The 18,105-nt window shown below is 51.1% G+C and carries 19 protein-coding genes; 7 read left to right on the top strand and 12 right to left on the bottom strand.

Annotated features, from left to right (window positions below; genetic code table 11):
- Positions 1-855 precede the first annotated feature (855 nt).
- The 7 genes from ABFD83_04160 to ABFD83_04130 form a co-directional block, all read right to left on the bottom strand.
- A complete protein-coding gene (locus ABFD83_04160) occupies positions 856-1,152 on the bottom strand; it encodes an acylphosphatase (GenBank protein MEN6356260.1) in 297 nt (98 codons plus the stop codon).
- On the bottom strand, positions 1,152-1,490 hold the full coding sequence (locus ABFD83_04155) for a hypothetical protein (GenBank protein ID MEN6356259.1): 339 nt from the start codon (positions 1,488-1,490) through the stop codon (positions 1,152-1,154). The genes ABFD83_04160 and ABFD83_04155 overlap by 1 nt, the downstream gene beginning before the upstream one ends.
- A gap of 132 nt (positions 1,491-1,622) precedes the next feature.
- Entirely contained in the window at positions 1,623-2,438 is an 816-nt protein-coding gene (kdsA, locus tag ABFD83_04150; GenBank protein ID MEN6356258.1) for a 3-deoxy-8-phosphooctulonate synthase, read from the bottom strand.
- 82 nt (positions 2,439-2,520) lie between these two features.
- Positions 2,521-3,243, bottom strand: coding sequence for a 3-deoxy-manno-octulosonate cytidylyltransferase (gene kdsB / locus ABFD83_04145; GenBank protein ID MEN6356257.1), 723 nt, complete (start codon positions 3,241-3,243; stop codon positions 2,521-2,523).
- A 50-nt stretch (positions 3,244-3,293) separates the two neighbouring features.
- Entirely contained in the window at positions 3,294-4,451 is a 1,158-nt protein-coding gene (gene dprA / locus ABFD83_04140) for a DNA-processing protein DprA (protein MEN6356256.1), read from the bottom strand.
- Positions 4,423-6,129 carry a PQQ-binding-like beta-propeller repeat protein gene (locus ABFD83_04135; GenBank protein MEN6356255.1) on the bottom strand — a complete coding sequence of 569 codons (1,707 nt, stop codon included), beginning with the start codon at positions 6,127-6,129 and terminating at the stop codon, positions 4,423-4,425. The genes dprA and ABFD83_04135 overlap by 29 nt, the downstream gene beginning before the upstream one ends.
- Positions 6,130-6,283: 154 nt before the next feature.
- Positions 6,284-6,997: a hypothetical protein gene (locus tag ABFD83_04130; GenBank protein ID MEN6356254.1), complete on the bottom strand. Its 714-nt coding sequence runs from the start codon at positions 6,995-6,997 to the stop codon at positions 6,284-6,286.
- A 221-nt stretch (positions 6,998-7,218) separates the two neighbouring features.
- Between ABFD83_04130 and ABFD83_04125 the strand changes: the two genes are divergently transcribed.
- Together ABFD83_04125 and ABFD83_04120 are read left to right on the top strand one after the other, a co-directional pair.
- Entirely contained in the window at positions 7,219-8,331 is a 1,113-nt protein-coding gene (locus ABFD83_04125; protein MEN6356253.1) for an IMP cyclohydrolase, read from the top strand.
- 239 nt (positions 8,332-8,570) lie between these two features.
- The gene (locus tag ABFD83_04120; GenBank protein ID MEN6356252.1) at positions 8,571-9,218 is read left to right on the top strand and encodes a hypothetical protein; all 648 of its coding nucleotides are present in this window, start codon (positions 8,571-8,573) and stop codon (positions 9,216-9,218) included.
- Positions 9,219-9,222: 4 nt separating this feature from the next.
- On the opposite strand, the gene ABFD83_04115 is transcribed toward ABFD83_04120, so the two are convergent.
- Positions 9,223-9,825, bottom strand: coding sequence for a uracil-DNA glycosylase (locus tag ABFD83_04115; GenBank protein ID MEN6356251.1), 603 nt, complete (start codon positions 9,823-9,825; stop codon positions 9,223-9,225).
- Between the two features lie 66 nt (positions 9,826-9,891).
- Here ABFD83_04115 and ABFD83_04110 point away from each other — a divergent pair, with 66 nt between their 5' ends.
- From ABFD83_04110 to ABFD83_04095, 4 genes are all read left to right on the top strand, one after another.
- Positions 9,892-10,644, top strand: coding sequence for a hypothetical protein (locus ABFD83_04110; protein ID MEN6356250.1), 753 nt, complete (start codon positions 9,892-9,894; stop codon positions 10,642-10,644).
- An 85-nt stretch (positions 10,645-10,729) separates the two neighbouring features.
- On the top strand, positions 10,730-11,446 hold the full coding sequence (hisA, locus tag ABFD83_04105) for a 1-(5-phosphoribosyl)-5-[(5-phosphoribosylamino)methylideneamino]imidazole-4-carboxamide isomerase (GenBank protein MEN6356249.1): 717 nt from the start codon (positions 10,730-10,732) through the stop codon (positions 11,444-11,446).
- A 16-nt stretch (positions 11,447-11,462) separates the two neighbouring features.
- The gene (locus tag ABFD83_04100) at positions 11,463-12,185 is read left to right on the top strand and encodes a HisA/HisF-related TIM barrel protein (GenBank protein MEN6356248.1); all 723 of its coding nucleotides are present in this window, start codon (positions 11,463-11,465) and stop codon (positions 12,183-12,185) included.
- 121 nt (positions 12,186-12,306) lie between these two features.
- Positions 12,307-12,723 carry a S1 RNA-binding domain-containing protein gene (locus ABFD83_04095; protein ID MEN6356247.1) on the top strand — a complete coding sequence of 139 codons (417 nt, stop codon included), beginning with the start codon at positions 12,307-12,309 and terminating at the stop codon, positions 12,721-12,723.
- Here the strand turns inward: ABFD83_04095 and ABFD83_04090 are convergent, their stop codons facing one another.
- The 4 genes from ABFD83_04090 to ABFD83_04075 all read right to left on the bottom strand — a co-directional run bounded on the left by ABFD83_04090 (position 12,724) and on the right by ABFD83_04075 (position 17,344).
- The gene (locus ABFD83_04090) at positions 12,724-13,614 is read right to left on the bottom strand and encodes a TIM barrel protein (GenBank protein ID MEN6356246.1); all 891 of its coding nucleotides are present in this window, start codon (positions 13,612-13,614) and stop codon (positions 12,724-12,726) included.
- A 90-nt stretch (positions 13,615-13,704) separates the two neighbouring features.
- Positions 13,705-14,985, bottom strand: coding sequence for an aminotransferase class III-fold pyridoxal phosphate-dependent enzyme (locus ABFD83_04085; protein ID MEN6356245.1), 1,281 nt, complete (start codon positions 14,983-14,985; stop codon positions 13,705-13,707).
- Between the two features lie 132 nt (positions 14,986-15,117).
- Positions 15,118-16,644: an SPFH domain-containing protein gene (locus ABFD83_04080; GenBank protein ID MEN6356244.1), complete on the bottom strand. Its 1,527-nt coding sequence runs from the start codon at positions 16,642-16,644 to the stop codon at positions 15,118-15,120.
- Positions 16,645-16,699: 55 nt separating this feature from the next.
- Positions 16,700-17,344 (bottom strand): NfeD family protein, encoded by a 645-nt coding sequence (locus ABFD83_04075; GenBank protein MEN6356243.1) that lies wholly within the window; start codon positions 17,342-17,344, stop codon positions 16,700-16,702.
- Positions 17,345-17,644: 300 nt separating this feature from the next.
- Between ABFD83_04075 and ABFD83_04070 the strand changes: the two genes are divergently transcribed.
- Positions 17,645-18,105 (top strand): hypothetical protein (locus ABFD83_04070; GenBank protein MEN6356242.1); only part of this gene is annotated, 461 nt, incomplete at its 3' end.

Below are 18,105 nucleotides of genomic sequence, written 5' to 3'. Positions count from 1 at the left end.
CGTCCATTTATTGCTCCTTTCAGAAACTTTGAGCGGTTCCTGAAACTGAGCATGATGGACGACTCCAGCATATGTCAAACTATGGGAGTCTCCCCGGCAAAGCCGGGGGTTTACCCTTATCAATTATTTCGCCGTCAATTTCAAAATCGACTATCAGAACGCCGATGGCGATATCTCATATTATTATCCTGACTTCGTTGTAAAACTATCTCAGGATGATGTTTGCGTTGTAGAGACAAAGGGGCGGGAAGACTTAGACGACCCTTTGAAAATCCAGAGGCTCGCCGCATGGTGCAATGATGTTAATGCCGCTAACGACGCAGACAAGTATTCTTATCTCTATATAAGGGAAGAGGAATTTGAGAAGTATCAAGTCGGTAGCTTTGAGGAGCTGAGAAACGTATTCGCAAAGTAAGAGTACGTTAGCGACCTGTTCCGCTGTTTATCGGAATTCAAGCGGGTCCTTCCCACCCTATCCACGTGCCGGGGGTCTGAGTCACCGCGGTTTTCCTCGGTTTATATGCTATATTTTTTGCCTGACAATTTCACAATGTGGTTGAAAACTGTCAATGAGCTGAGCTTAAAATGTTGACACTTGAAAACTTGATTTCTTGCAGGCTTTTTTCAAACGTGTTGACACTGCTTGATACAGGGTGGTATGATACCATCACACGGTAACACGAACCAAGGACGGTTACAGGTGCTTTACAACCGTCCTTGGTTATTGACAATCAAAACTTTTGCAACCGTCCTTGGTTTTTGCCCAAGGGGTAGATTTGAGAGTGGTTAGCTCAGCGGTAGAGCGGGCGGCTCATAACCGCTTGGTCCTTAGTTCGAATCCGAGTGGGCCCACCATTATTTTGTCGATGCCACTGAGAATGTCCTGTATTCCCCTGTCGCAGGTGACCATACAGCGTGCACATTTTCTATGTAGCTCATCCTTGGGCCATTCTTTAGAGCCACCAATAGAGCCTCCAGCGGTCCTTCCTCACCTTCGGCGATAACCTCGACATCTCCATTGCGCAGATTTCTAACCAATCCGACCAGATGCAGCATGCGAGCCTGCTCGATCACAAAATATCGAAAGCCCACACCCTGCACGCGTCCCTGCACTACTGCTCTGAGCCGCTTTGTTTTGCCCTCATACTCCATTACCGGCTCTTAACCTTAACAGGACTGCCCATCGCAGCAGACTCATTGCAGACCAGAGTAACTGCCAAAGTTTTGATCGCATCATCGTAAGTCGAGCGGATATTGTCTCCGTTGCCTGACCTGATTGCGTCAATAAACGCCTGGTTCTCGGCAAGCATTGAATCTACACCGCTGGTGAAGACCTCCGTATGACCAGGCTCAATCACCTTCAGATCGCCATGAATCTCTATTACCAGGTCCTTGGCGATGACATGCAGCCCGACCTTATAAGGCACGCTGAGCATACACGTGTTTGAAATGCATCCGACCGTGCCTATAAACCCGACTCTAACTGACATTAATCCTCACCAATACAATAAGGTAGTAATCAATCGTGAAAACGCGAAAATACAAAAAAACCTCTGCTTCGCGTTTTCGCCATTCTATAATTCTCGGGCGAATGCCCCGAAGTAAAACCTTGATGCTCGCTTCTAGCTCAACGCATTTTCAATCGCCTTCGCATCAGACAAAACCTTGGGCAGATCAGCGAGAGCCAGCATACTTGCCGCATCGCACAATGCATGGGGCGGGTCAGGGTGAACCTCCATAAAGAGCGCGTCTACACCTACTGCAACAGCGCCCCTCACAAGATGCGGAACAAACTCCCTTGCCCCACCCGACGCATTACCCAGACCGCCGGGCCTTTGCACTGCATGAGTTGCATCAAAAACTACGGGGCAGCCTAGAGAACGCATTGCAGGCAAACTGGTCATATCCACAACGAGAGTGTTATACCCGAAAGATACACCGCGCTCAGTCAGGCTGATATTCTCATTTCCCGTGCTCTTTGCCTTGCCGACACTGTTTTTCATATCCCACGGTGCAAGGAACTGGCCTTTCTTAATATTCACGCACTTGCCTGTCTCGGCGGCTGCTACGATGAGATCGGTCTGGCGGCACAAAAACGCGGGAATCTGCAGAATGTCGACAACCTCAGCGACAGGTTTTGCCTGATAGCTCTCATGTATGTCGGTCAATACAGGCACACCCAGCTTCGATTTAACCGATGCCAGTATCTCCAGACCCTTTTCCAGTCCAGGTCCTCTGAAAGACTCGACCGACGTCCGATTGGCTTTATCGAACGAGGCCTTGAATACGTAGGCTATCCCGAGGCTATCGCAAATACGCTTAGCCTCACGCCCTACCTCAAGGCAAAGCTCTTCCGATTCTATCACGCAGGGACCCGCTATAAGCACAAGCCCCTTGCCATCGCCAAACTCAACATTTCCTGCTCTGGCAATAACCATCTTATGTCTCCTTAAAAAAGCTGAGAGCGGAGAGTAGAGAGCGAAGAGCCCGTACATGCCGCTGCTCAGTCAACTGTTAAAATCATGACCTCAATACTGCGCGCACACGCTCAAGGTCATCTTGAGTATCCACACCCATCGGAGCATCCGCAATCTCGACCATCTTTATTCGATATCCGTGTTCCAAAACTCGAAGCTGCTCCAGCGATTCCGCCATCTCAAGCGGTGTCGGCTCCATTGCAGCGAACTGCAGCAAGAACTGCCTGGTATATGCATACAGCCCGACATGACCATATATACTCCTGCCAACAAGCGGCTTTCTCTCAAATGGAATAGGACTTCGGGAGAAGTAGAGCGCATAGTTATCGAGAGTGACTACGACCTTCACGAGATTAGGGTCCTTAGCCGACTCGGAGTCAATCGGGACCATCAGGCTGGACATGTTCAGGTCCGGCTCTTCATCAAACGGCCTTATCGCATGCTCTATTGACTTTGGGTCGATAAGAGGCTCATCGCCCTGGACATTGACTATTAGTTCCGAATCCAAAGCATCTGCGACCTCTGCGAGCCTGTCTGTGCCTGAGCGGTGCTTGTCTGAGGTCATAACCGCCTCGCCTCCGAACGATTCCACCGCATCGATAATCTCTTTGTCGCAGGTAGCCACGATAACTCTGTCAACAGATTCAGCCTGAGAAGCTCGCTCGTAGACCCATTGGACCATGGGTTTGCCGCAAATATCGACAAGAGGCTTGCCGGGAAACCTTGTCGCGCCCATACGCGCTGGGATAATTACTGTAGCTTTCATACTTGGATTGTAGCATAAAGACGAAGCGCTTTGGAAGAGGTTATAAGTATCTACAGCGCACGGACGTAGGCGTTTCCAGGCACGCGCTTTACAAGGTTCTTCATTTCAAGGACAGTCAGCGTGCCTGAAACCATCGGCGCACTGAGAGATGACTTCTCGATAATTTCATCAACCTGCATAGGATCAAGCGACAGGAGTGAAATAATATCGCGCTCCTGGTCACTCATCGACCCGATTGGAAGCGCAAGCTGAGCCTGATCATCCGCGCTCTTTTTTTCGATACCTAGTTCTTCCAGTATATCTTCCGCGCTCTCGACAAGCTTCGCTCCATCCTTTATGAGCCGGTGACAGCCCGAATTGCGCTCATCACCCACATTGCCCGGCACTGCATAGATATCTTTGCCCTGCTGCAGAGCATAGTCAGCCGTAATCAGAGCGCCAGAGCGCAATGGACACTGGCATACGAGCACACCAATACTCAGACCGCTTATGAGACGGTTTCTTGGCGGGAATCGCCAAGGCTCGGGAGATGAACCTAAAGGAAATTCCGAGACCACCGCCCCACTTTCCGCAATAGCTTCGAAGAGCTTTGTGTTTTCAGCCGGATAGACGACATCAATTCCACAGCCGAGAAAAGCGATTGTCCTGCCGGTCACCTCAAGCGCGCCCCTGTGAGCCGCCGTATCGATACCGCGCGCGCCGCCGCTTACCACGGTCAGACCACGTCCCGCAAGGTCCTTGCCGATTTTTTCGGCGATAGACTTACCGTAAACGCTTGCCTTTCGAGAGCCGACAATCGCAATAGCGAGCTTATCCGACTCAATGATGCTCCCGCGGATATATAACAGGACAGGCGGGTCATAAATTTGCTTAAGAGATGCGGGGTAGTTTTCTGAAGTGATGGGGATCAGGGTAATTTTCCTGGTGTCTATTATTTGCAGATCGCGCTCAATAGCGGCGGGAACAGGCCCCAGAACCTTCGACCTGCCTTTTTCGGTAAGCTGTTCCACTTTTTCAAGGTCGGATTCCGATGCCTCGAAAACGGCCTCAGGGCCGCCGAATCGATCTAATAAAGATCCGGCAGCCCTCGGCGTCAACTCTAATCTGCTCAGCCTCAGCCAAGCCCTGAGTTCAGGTTCGTTCATCATCATCCGCGTGACTTTTTCACGCTCATTATTGTTAGTCTCCTGCAGCAGCCGGTGCCGCACCACCCGCGTCCGTGGGCGTAGTCGGAACACCAGGCATAGGTGGTGGAGGCGGTGGTGAGTTTTGATCGCCTCCGGTGTTGCCTCCGCCCCATGTATTGGTGCGCTTGTTTGGCGTTTGTATCTTATTCTTCGTTGTCTCTTTTGTCTTCTTTCCAGTCGTATCGGAAACCGCCCTTTTGGGCGCAGGCAATGTATTGTCGGCAAAGAAAAACCATTCCTTGCTCAGTGTATTGCCAAAGTAATCTTTCGCTGTGAGCTTTATAGTGTGAATGCCGTCCGGCAGCTTAGTTACAGGCTTACCGTCCTCAGCCACCTCGGTCACATAAGTAATGGTAGAGGTTTCTATGTCGGCTTTATACGCCACAGGGTCATTATCCAGAGACATAGCCACGCTACTAAAATCAACTCCACTGCCAATATCATATATAATAGCCGACATCTTGATAGGCGGCACACCAGACATCGCTATTGCATTTGTCGGTTGAAGCTTAAACTCAGCCGGAGCTTCATTGTCGGGAGCGTCCGGTGAGAAGCAGTGCAGCACACCGTCATCGGTCAAGACAAGCAGCGACTGGTCTGCGACAGTCGGCGAGCTGGACGCGTCAACGTAGTTTGTCCCGGACATGGTGACAAGTGACGGAGAAGCGATATAGCGCCACTTCAATGTCCCGTCCGCAACTGCATATGCTGCGATGACTCCCTTGTTTGTGGTGACATACAGCATATCGTCGGCAACAATCGGACTTGACATTGGAACAGCGCCCAGGTCGATAGGCGCAGCCCACTTAAGTGTCGGCTGTCGACCATTGAGCGTGTAGGCATAGATTTTTTTATCACGGCAGGGAACATATATTTCCTGTCCACAAGCGGCAGGGCTGGCAGCCGCCTCGGCAGGCAATGTAATCATCCATTTTATCTGGCCGCTCCTGATCGGAAGCCCATAAATGGAACTGCCTATCGCCATAACTACCAGGTTATTGGCAATAATCGGAGATGTCCTAACAGGAGCTTCCGGGAGTCTGAACATCCACTTGAGCGTGCCTGTGCCTTTGTTGACGCCGTATAACATTCCATCCATGCATGCGGCAACTACGATCCCCGAACCAACAGCCAGATTTCGAGCAAAATCGTCGCGCGTTGTAAATGGAGACGACCACAGCGCCTCGCCGCTCTCGGCATCAACAGCATATACGGAATTGTCGTCGGCTCCGAAATATATTGCCCCATCGTCAATGACCGGCGAGCATCTTATGGCGCCGCGGGCCTGATAAGCCCACTGAAATACACCCGTCCCGGCATCAACACAATACATATTTCCGTCGACCGAGGTGAAGTATATGCGTCCGCCATAGAATGCAGGCGTAGTCTTAATAGACCCAGCGAGCGGCCTGTCTGAGGGATACTGCCATTTCTTTACGCCTGTTGCCAGATCAACGGCAAATACATTGGACCCGCTCGCAAAATAACACACTCCGTCCACAACCAGCGGCGAAGACGGATTGTTGTCAAACTTTAGCGATGTGAATTCCCAGTTCAACGCAAGGGGCAGCCGTAATTTTTCGGAAGTATAGCCACCCTGATTAGGCTCGTAATGCCCCATTAAACAGTCCGCGGAAAATGCAGATGAAGAGGCAGTCAGCAAAATAGCTGCCAGAAGACCGGCACGCCTTAAAAACATCGATATTCCTCCAGGCTCGTTTGTCCTATTGCCCTGCAAGCACAATTATATCGCCCTGCGGCGGGAGCGTCAAATGGTCAAATGGGTATGTCCTACCACTGGTAAGACGCCGATTATTGCCTTCGAGTTCCTGCGGAAATCGGCCGCGACACAATCAGAAGAACTTGAATGTGACATTGACACCACCGACATTGATGATCGCCTGGCCGTCCGACGGGTTAACTGCCGCATCCGAGACACTCTCGACGCTTGTCTGATTGGCGACCTTACCGGTGCGCTGCACTTTACCATTTGCGAAAACGAGAATTTTACCCGAGTCGCCGCGCAAGTCCAGGCTGCCGCTGAATGCATATAGAGCCAGCGGAGTATCCACCTGTTTGCCGACATTGACAGAGCCGTTTACATTGAACGATCTGCCTATCTCAAAATCCACAGGCACACTCAGACCGCCTAGAGCGACTCTTCCCGAGCCGCTGATCACACCTGCGCCGGTCACACTCATTGAAGCATCCGCAATCAGTTTTGGGGAAGACTTGATCGTGCCCTTACCTGCGAGACCGTTTTCATCCAGAACGAGTTTAGCCTGAATATCGGCCCCTGCGGAATTTGCACTAAGCGAAATGGAACCTGTTATTACTTCCTTCGATGATCGGCCAAGAGATATACTCTGACTGCCCAACGAACCAAGCGACAGTGTTCCTGTAGCGCTGCCAGAACCGTCAGGTCGAGTCGTGCCCTTTATATCCGTGATATTGAAACCCGCAATGGTCAGCTTCTCCGGCCACTGCCAAGCCTGTTCATCGGCTGTGCATGTAATCGCCGAAGAGATCAGCAAGACCATGTATGTAATTATTGCGATGCGCCGCATTATCGCGTCCCTCCCTGAGAAACCATCTTACACTATATATTAGACGATACCACGCACACCAATTACCCGCATAGTTTATAGCGATTTGAAGGAGTCCTTGCGCCGAAGTATAAGTATAGCACTGTTGGATAAATAACACATCAGACAGCCAACTGAGCAGCAATGGGTCCGGGCTCTTAGCTCTCCACCCTTTACTCTCAGCTATATCTAAGGAGAATCGAATGGTCGAAAATTACAGGGCGAAATATTTCAGCCGCACGCAAAGCGGTTTCCCGGATGAGGTCGAAATCTTAGGAACAACGTATGTCAAGGTCGAGGACCTTCGATACGGCACAAATCCACATCAGGGAGCAAGCTTCTATAAACCCAAGGATTCATCAGGTATGCCGTTCGGAGATATGGTGCAGTTAAAAAGCGGTAAATCCGGACTTTCCGAGACCAACTACGGCGACCTCAATCACGGCTCAAACATAGTAAAGTATTTCGACAGACCGGCTTGCGCAGTGATGAAGCATCTGAATCCGAGCGGAGTCGCAGTCCAATTCGGCGACCAGGATACACGCACCGTATATCTTCGCGCTCGCGACGCGGACGCCATAGCCGCATTCGGTGGAACAGCCGTATTCAACACTAAAGTGGATGCAGATACAGCCAAAGAGATCATGACCACAGTAGTCGAAGTCGTTGCGGCTCCCGATTTCGATGATGAAGCCCTGCAGATTCTAAACGATCATGACACATATAAGATGAACAAAGAGATCAGGGTCATCAAAATCCCTAACATGACCAGTCTACCTAAGTGGGTCGGCGACCATGCCGCGCCCACTATAAAGACTCTCGCGGACGCCACAGTCGTAGTAGCCGAACCGTTGCTAACCGGCATTAAGAGCGCCTCCGATCTTATGCCTGCTTCCACCGAGCATGCCAAACACGGCAAGTTCGCTATCGAAAAGCAGCCGACCGCAGGCCAACTCGACGACCTGCTATTCAGTTGGTATGTAAACCTCAACGTTCGGTCAAATGGCGTCGTGATCGCTAAAAATGGCGTAACGCTTGCTGTAGGCACAGGCCAACAGGACCGGGTCACTGCCGTCCGCCAGGCCATTGAGAAGGCAAAAGAAAAATTCAAGGGCAGCGAGACACTCGAGGGCGCGGTAATGAGTTCTGATGCGTTTTTTCCATTCCGTGACAGTGTAGACGCAGCCGCCGAAGCGGGAATTAAAGCGATCGTCCAGCCGGGCGGTTCAGTCCGAGACTGGGAATCAATCAAGGCGTGTAACGAACATGGCATTACGATGGTGTTTACCGGCGAAAGATGCTTCTCACACCACTAAACAAATTTAGTATTGAGTATTTTATATATTATATTTTGCACGTATGTGTCAGGGTAATCGTATCCTGACACATATGAGCAATATACTCCGCAAGCTACAGAAAAATCGCCCCTGTAATATTACCTGTTTTTTATTAAAACGCCCCTGAATGTTTGACTCAACCATTGTTTTGAGGTATATTAGTACAGTCGTATCAAACAATGGTATTGGCATGGATAGCCATTAGGGGTGAACTACAAATGCTGAACGTACTACGCAAAGTATTGTTAGTCTGTGCATTAACGTTGCTTATAGTAAGCACAGGAGCATATGCAGAATCCTGGACTTCATTCAAATATGCAGAGTTTGATGGGGTAGACATAACACCTGCATTTGCAACAGATACACTAACCTATACAGTGGCATTTTCTGATATTATACAACCAACAATCACAATTGGCGGCATTGAACACGATATTGCATGGATTCAGGGTTTCTACACACTTTCAAACAATGGGATCAATACATTTTATGCCGGTGGCGATAACATAGTAGATCCGGCAAATCCCAAAAATGTCCTTTGGAAGTGGGACACAAACCCTAATATATCTTCACCAAACAATTATGTTGTTGCAGGTTGGAGCGCGCAGGGCACAGAAGACCGCATAGTGCCAAATACGGTTAATGATAATAAGTCTTTCACCTATACCGACTTCATGTTGAACGGCACATCTGTAATTTATGGACTGCATGTAGGCTATTACGATGAAGGCCAGGAGAAGAATATAACGGCATTTTACAAGCCGACCGGCAATGTGGTTCCCGAAGTCCCTGCCTCAGTGTTGTTTGGTATAGGTGGGCCGATGCTGGGCGCAGTGTCGCTGCTGCGAAAGCGCTTCGGGCGATAACGGGTTACATATCAAATTTCGCAAATTCCGCCGCAACTTCTCTCAAATCGCGGCGGAATTTTTTTAATACAGCTCCGTCGTTCATTCCGCCAAACCTGGCAACATAACCCGGGTGATATGTAGCCATCACTCGTGATCCAAACGGTCCGTCAAACCAGGCTCCCCTCTCTCTTTTCATCACGAATTGCTTATGTATCAATGCGCCTGCCGATATATTCCCTAAGCATAATATAAACGCCGGATTTACTATTTCGACCTCACGCAATAGCACATCCGACCATGCCTCGATCTCTCTAGTGGACGGCGGTCGGTTTACCCGCCTCGCGCCTTTCATTTTGAAAGACCAGCATTTCAGAGTATTGGTTATATAGACTCGACTGCGCTCAATCCCCGCGATTTCAAGATCATGGTCCAGAAAACGCCCCACTCTGCCGATAAACGGCCTGCCGATGCGGTTTTCATCAACAGCGGGAGCCTCTCCCACAACAGCAAGCGCAGAATCGAGGCCACCCTCCCCCCAGACTATATTTACTGACGGACCGCATATCTCATCTTTCAGAGACAGCGCTTCGATCTTGAGTCTGTTCATGTGTTCGTTCTTATCCAATGTGGTTCCTCAAACGGCATGCAATGGGTATCAACCTTGATGAATGTATACCCTCGGAGGAGATAATTGACCGAACTCGGGACCAAAGGCAAGCTGGGAATAGTTTTCGCGCTTCGCGAGGAAGCAGCAGGACTTGAACGCGTACTCGCCGAGTCGAGATCGGTTGTGCGTATACGAAACGGCAATATTGCATGCCTAATAGGTCAACTGGAAGTATACGCAGCCATCAGCGGCATCGGGAAAGATAATTGCGCAAAAGCAGCCGAAAATCTGATCGACTCCGGTGCTCAGTGGATAATATCATCAGGCTTTGCAGCGGCGCTCGACCCGGTCGCAAAAGTAGGAGATGTGGTCATAGCAGACAGAATTATCACAACAGACTCCGATAGGACCGCCTATCACAGTGACGCAGGGCTGCTGTCGACACTTCCTCCACCAGGCTCAAACACAGATTTTGCTATCTACCAGTGCAATATGGTCTCAGTAGACCGCATAATAGCCAGCCCTCAACAAAAGAGAAAACTCTTTCTATCTACCGGAGCAGGTGCGCTGGATATGGAATCATACGCTGCCGCCGCTATCTGCAGCAGCCGAGGCGTTCCATTCGCCGCCATTCGAAGCATAAGCGACAGCGCCTTTGATTCTATCCCCGACTTCATAATCACACTGACTTCGATCGAAAACACATGGCGCCGGCTATTGTATATCGCAGCCCGGCCTCACACATGGCAGAGTATTTGTCAGATGCGCCGAAAAACCGATCTTGCAGCAAAAAACCTCGCCGATGTCCTCGGTTTTATGCTGCTAAGGATGATTTAGCTCTAGCGCAACTTGCCATTAGTCTGATATACTAATTAATACACAAATATTACTGCCGAGTGACTTGCGGAGGCTTGCGAACGTATTGGAACTGATTCCAGCGATAGATATGATGGACGGAAAGTGCGTCCGGCTCCAGCAGGGTCGGTTCGACGCCGTGACCGTTTTCGCCGACGACCCTGCTGAGATGGCGCGTCGATGGGAAGACGAAGGCGCTCAACGCCTGCACCTGGTAGACCTCAACGGCTCACGCAAGGGCGCTCCTCAAGAGACCGAGTCCATCAAGCGGATCGTTGCAGCAGTGAAAATTCCGGTCGAACTCGGCGGCGGCATACGCAGTCTTGAAACGGCAAAGCAAATACTCGATATAGGTGTCGGGCGCGTAATTATAGGCACATCAGCAGTTCTGAACAGCTCTCTGGCTGAAACGATCTTCAAAGAACTCGGCGACGGGGCGGTGCTTGGTGTAGATGCTCGTGATGGACTTGTCGCGATAAAAGGCTGGGAGGAAACTACCCAAGAAAAGGCTGTAGATTTCACTCTTAGAATGCAGGCACTCGGAGCTAAACGAGTGATATACACCGACATCTCGCGCGACGGTATGCTTGCCGGGACAAACATAGCCGCAATGAAGCACATGGCCGAATCGATTGATATCCCGGTCATTGCATCGGGCGGAGTCAGCACAATCGAAGATATCAAACAGCTCAAATCGCTGGAAAGTATAGGAATAGAGGGGGCAATACTCGGCAAGGCGCTGTATACCGGTGATCTCTCGCTTGCCGACGCTCTGGCCATATAAAAACTTTGGAGGACAGATGGAAGTAATCCCAGGCATAGACCTGCTCGATGACAAATGCGTGTGTCCGGTGCATATGTCTTTCGGACATAATACACCGCATTCTCACGACCCCGGGCATGTCGCGAAGACCTGGGCTGACCAGGGCGCGCGCCGCCTGTATTTAGCCGACCTCGAAGGTGCCCGTATGGGCGAGCCACAAAACCTCAAAGCAGTAAAAGAAATTATCGACACAGCAAAAATCCCCGTTGACCTGGGCGGAGGCATTCGAAGCGTAGATACCGCAAAACGCGTCCTCGACCTTGGTGTTGATCGCATTGTCGTCGGCACAAACGCAGCGCTGGAAGAGCAGTTCGCAAAAGAGTTATTCAGCACACTTGCCGACAAAACCATATTGAGCCTGGCGAGCCTCAACGGCTATGTAGCCGTTCGTGACTGGCAAGCCAGAACAGACGAGCGCGCCGATGATTTCGCAAAACGTATGTGTGACCTTGGAGCGCACCGGATTGTCTTCACAGATGTATCTCGAAAAGGCATGCACGGCGGAGTAAATATAATCGCCGTTAAACGCATGGCCCAAAAACTCAATGTCCCGATTATCGCGTCGGGCGGAGTCAGCAGCCTTATAGATATCAAAGAATTAAAAGCCCTCGAACCGCTAGGAGTCGAGGGCGTTGTTGTAGTTACCGCAATTTATTCCGGTACGATAAAGCTCTCCGATGCCATCGACGCCGGCAAGTAGGACTTGACAAATAGCAAAAGCCGTTTATATACTGTGGCAATATATAATGTTGTGACTTATTGCCGCTTTGTGGGTAATGCGTTTTGGTCAGAGAGAAGACCCGGAGGATTGCCCGATAAATATGGCCATCGAAATTGGAAGCACTGTAAAAGGCGCCGTCCTTAAAGTAGCTGAATACGGCGCAATCGTGCGGCTGCCCGGAGGCAGCACCGGACTTGTCCACATATCGGAAATAGCCAACGCTTATGTGCATGATATACATGACTACATCAGCGAAGGTGATGAGGTCAAGGTCAAAGTCCTGCGCATTGGCCCAAAGGGGCGCTTCGAGCTGTCCATCAAACAGTGCGGACTTGATCCTCTACCGGCAAACAAATCGCCCAACACAACACAACACACATACAACTCACCCCAGACACCGGTTGCGGCAGGGGTTGGAGCGTCATTTGAAGACAGGCTCTCAAAGTTCATGAAAGACAGCGAGGAGCGCATGCATGACATCAAACGACGCAACGAATCAAAGCGCGGACGCAAATAGCTAAAACACTCTGCCGTTGGCTGCGCAGGCGTCCTTCAATATTTTCTCGAACCGGCGGCCATACTCCACATATGTGTCGTATTTGATCTGGTCTTCCGACTTCACCGACGCATCGTGATAGACCACAGCCATATGCGGCTCTATGGAGAACCCATCGTCATAGCCGTTCGCTATCAGGTCGTTAACAATCCTCACCACGTCTCCGTCACTCTCACCGGGGTATGTGAAAGTGGCTTTCTTAGTCTCCGGGTCCCAGCGGCCATCCTTTATATGCACATATGCCACATGATCTTTCACATGTGAATAAAACTCCCATGCGGACTGCATCGGATACGGCTTCGGCTTTGTGCGGTCAAGGCTGCAGATGGGATTACCCGTATCGAACACAAGTTTTAAGCCGGGCACATTCTCGATTATCCTCAGCGTATATGCCCACCCCATGCCGCCGTAGTTCATGCAGTTTTCATGCACGCACTGCATTCCCGCGTCGGTAAACATCGACTGAAGCTCCCACAGCCTCTTGAAGCGTTCCAGTTCCATCTGATCATCCGGCTCATGGTCTTCGAGCACCGCAAAGCTCATTATTCGGATGCGCTTGCACCCGAGCCGGTTCATCCTGAAAATCGAACGCTTCGCTTCGGCAAGAGATGAATCGAACGGCTCATCGATCTTCTTGGCCCAGTTTCCAATTGTCGAGCCAAAGCAGTTGATTCTTACTCCCGCATCTTGCAGCTTGCCATAGACAATATCAAAATCGCTGTCCGATAGATCGTGAATATTTATATTGTCGATTGCGCGCGACTCGATATTGCTCCACCCAAGCTCTTTTGTGGCTCTGATCTGACCGTCTATACCAGTGGCGGCTTCGTCTGCGAATCCGGTGACAAACATAGAAATACGACCTCAACTAGAATTATTTTCAGTATAACACCGACACGCAGGCAATGGCAACCGCACTAAGCGTGCCGGTGTATGTTGAAGTTAATCGTTTGTTATGCCTTCGAGCATTTCCGCGGTCTCGGCCACAGCTTCATCGACCGCATCTATCGCTCGCTGCAGTTCCGTCTCGTCAATAATAAGCGGCGGCTCTAGCCGGATCACTTTAGGGTTATTAAGGCTGTAAGCTACCAGCACGTCCCGACGGCCACACCCAGCAATTACCAGAGCGGCAAAGTCCTCATGATCGAACTCAACACCTGCAAGCAGACCCTTGCCTCGAACCTCTTTAACCACATTCGGATAAAGCTTCTGGACCGCTTTCAGGCCATCGAGGAGCTTATGACCGAGGACTTCAGAACGTCTGACCACCCCTTCTTCTATTGTCGTTTTGATCGCTGCTATCACGGCTGCGCATGCCAACGGGTTCCCGCCGAATGTAGTCGAGTGCAGATACGGGTTTTTGCCGAACATGGAGTCCCATATGTCCGCATTGGCCGAGAACGCTCCGACAGGCATCACGCCTCCGCCGAGCGCCTTCGCCATTGTGACTATATCCGGTTGAATGCCGTAGTGCTCAGTCGCGAACATCTTGCCTGTCCGGCCATATGCAGTGCGCACCTCGTCACAGATCAGAAGCGTACCGTTTGCAGTGCATATCTCTCTAACTTTAGGGAAGTAATCATCCGGCGGGACATTAACGCCGGCCTCACCCTGGACCACTTCGAGGATTACCGCGGCTGTCTTGTCGCTTATCGCGTTTGCAAGGGCATCCGCATCACCAAACGGAACCTGCTGCGCTATGGGAAGCAGGGGCTTGAACGGTTCTTTATAGACATCTCTGCCTGAGACCGACAGACTGCCGTAGCTCTTACCATGAAAACCGTTGATCGCGCCTATATACTCGCTTCGGCCTGTGTGAATACGGGCTGCCTTCAGCGCACCTTCGACAGCCTCAGTCCCCGAGTTGCACAGAAATGAATAGTCGATATCACCGGGGAGCACTGCTGCCATAGCCTCGCATGCCTCGGCAAGCTCAATCGACATAAAGAAGTGGCTCTTTAGCGCTTCTTTTTCGAGCTGTTTTTTCACCGCCTCGACGACTTTTGGATGCCTGTGACCCAGGCTGAATGCGCCGTAGCCGCCTACGCAGTCGAGAAACTTCCGACCCGATATATCCCATATATAGCAGCCCTCTGCCCTGTCTTCAGGCACATCGAAACCGCTGAACTTCAGTATGTTAGCCTGTCCGGGGCTGACGTATTTTCTATACTTTTCCGCGGTCTCCTCGCTTATCTGTTCGACCGCCGCTTCATCAAGAGCCATATAATCCTCCACAACGAATTTGATATTGGATATTTGATATTTTATATTTGCTATGAGAGCGAATTGCAAAAATGCCGCCCGCTTCAAAAACGGACGGCACTATCATACATCGTTTTGCCCTGCAGGTTCAAGCTAAGCTTGCGGCTTATCAGGATCCTCGGCTTCAGGTGCCGGTTTGGGTTCAGCCTTCGCTGGAGTAGAAGGCTTAGGCTTGCGTGCGGCAAAACCCTGAGGAATGCTCTTCAGCAAATCCTCCAGGTTCATGCCGGTAAGGGCTTGAATCATCGGAGGAAGCTGCGCAACCACATTCACCACGTCCTGCGTCACTTTCGACGCGCCCGCGCTGCCGTCACTGCCGCCGCCTATCACCACGATCTTCTCAGTCTTCGAGAGCGGCTCGGCAACAGCCTGAGCAAGCTGCGGCAGATTTTCGATCACAACCTGCAATATAGCCGCCTCGGTATACTGCTGCCATGCTTCAGCCTTCTTTGACATCGCTAGAGCTTCGGCCTGGCCCTTGGCCTGAACAACTTCGGCTTCAGCCAGACCCTTAGCCTTGGCTGCGTCAGCCTCGGCGAGACCCACCTGCCTGGTGGCCTCAGCCTGACCGGACGCAGTAGCCTGCAGCCTGTACTGCTCGGCTTCAGCTAGCTGCTGGATCTTCGAACGTTCCGCCATGGCGGGCCGCTCGATAGTTGCCGCGAGTTCTTTCTCTCTGCGCAGAATTTCCTGCTCCTGGACCTCGATCTGCTTCTGCTTTTCGATTACCTGCACCTGCACTTCTTCCGATCTGACAAGCTGCTGCGTCTTAAACTTCTGCAGATCGTATGAAAGGTCCGATTCGGCTTCTTTCTGTTTGACCGAAGCATTGTATTCCGCCAATTTGGACTTGAAGTCTCTGTCGGCCTCCGCGACTTTGGTATCCGCTTCAAACTTAGCCGACTGAGCGAGTTGATTGGCCTGAGCCGACTTTATTGTCGAGTCTCTCTGAGCTTCGGCTTCGGCAATCGACGCATCTCTCTTGACCAGCGCAATCCTCGGACGCCCCCATGCCTCAAGATAGCCCTGAGTATCGCGTATGTCCTTGATCACGAACGAGACTACCTGCAGACCCATATTCGCCAGGTCGCCGGCGGAGACTTCCTGCACTCTCTGGGCAAAAGAATCACGGTTTGTAACCAGTTCTTCGACATTCATTGTGCCGATAATCGCACGGAGGTGACCCTCCAGAGTCTGGTGCGCAATTTCGGCTATCTGCGCCTGGTTTTTGTCCAAAAACTGCTCTGCCGCGGTCGCTATGGAAGTATCGTCACCTCTTACTTTAATCTGAGCGACGCCCTCGACCAGCACGGGCACGCCCTGAACCGTATAGACAGCCGGAGTGGTAATGTCGATCGTCATCAGTTCAAGAGACAGATACGAATATGTCTCGACAATCGGCAGGACGACAACGCCCCCACCCTTTACAATACGGAACCCACGCGTTCCCCGCTCACCCGATATTGCGTCACGATAGTGCCTCTTCTTACCATAAACGACCAGGACCTGATTGGGTCCCGCCTTGCGATAGCGGCTTGCGGCGATCATAAAGATCAGCACGAAAAATACGACAACCGCCACTACAGTAGTCGCAACGCCACTTGGATTCAGTAAGTTCATACCTTCACTACTCCTCTCGTAAATATAGAGTGATTCGCGCTCACACAGCTATTACTCACATCGGCCTGACGACGAATGTATTGGCTTTAATATTCACCACATAGACCTTGGTTCCTCTAGCTATCTCATCGCCATCGGTTGAAGTGGCAGGAGCATTATAGCGCGTGCCCTTAATGTTATATGCTATCTCGCCTACATGCCCGCTTGGTATCGTTGTTATAACCTCGGCTTCACAGCCGAGTATCTCCGACATCGTAGCCTCGCTGCTGGCTTGAGCCTTGATAAATATGTTCACATAAAGCAAAAACTGCGCGGCCGCAAGCAGCACGCCCATAGGCGTCGCGAAAGCAAGGCTCAATACAGGGTGCATCCTGAGGACCCATAATGCAAACAGCCCGGAAAGGCCGAACGACGCGATAAATGTCATTATGGTAAGCGTATTAAAGACACTGGCGCCGGAAGCATCGCCGGTATGAGTATGAGCCGCGACTATATCTCCATGGTCGCCCACATCTCCAACATGACCCAGATTACCGACATGAACCATATCGACATCATGTCCCATATCGATATCGTGCCCCGGAGCGCCGACATCCGCATGCCCTATTAGCTCACCAAGGATAGCGGTTACCAGCGCGAGAGTAAATCCAAAGACGAGACACCCAAGATATACCAGCGCAATCGGAGTCCACTCAATCACTCGTCTCACCACCTTACCTGTAACCCACATATATAGGTTCGCAATCGGCGCGCAAGTTCCTTGCTAAAACAAAAAAATATCATTAATCACCCTCCCAAAAAACTCGAGATGTTTTTGACGACAAACTATCATTCGCAACAAAACTGGTTTCCAATCGAAACAAGATGGCAACCCACACTGGGGGCTCGTAATGATACTTGTTTTTTTCCAACCCGGTAGTACGCACAGTTTCAAGGGCATGATACTTGCCACATGCTAGTTGGAGCAATCAACGGGCACTTCGAAGGGAGCAGACAACCTATGTTTAAGAAACTGTCGGTAACTTTAACACTCATAGCTTTAATGAGCCTCGGCACAAGCGCTTTCGCATTTGACTTCTGGGGCATCAGCGTAGGTAAGGCATCATATAAAGGCTCTACTCACACCACATTTGACGGCGTCGGCAGATCGCGCGCTCAGTTCGTGGTCGGCGGATGGAAATATACCCGCGTCGACGGAACATGGTCAAATGCGTCGCAAGCACCGGTTCCGGGCGAGGGCTATCTTGCCAGCCGCAGGTCCGATGCTCAAGGTATATTCTTCAAGCCCGGCCTCAGTACCGCGGACTTTGTGATAATAGCAACTTCGTCTCAGACCGGCCAGGGCGCGCCCGAACTGGGTTACGACAAGCGCATGTTCGGCCCCGGCGACCTCAGGATCGATATCGGCAGCATGACAATAGGCGTCGGCCTGCGGCTCGACGATCTGCTCTGGGCGCAAAA

The organism is Armatimonadota bacterium (assembly GCA_039679645.1).
Classification (GTDB): domain Bacteria; phylum Armatimonadota; class UBA5829; order UBA5829; family UBA5829; genus UBA5829.
The sequence above is the reverse complement of the archived record's forward strand: the minus strand, read 5'-3'. Positions and strand labels throughout refer to the sequence as shown.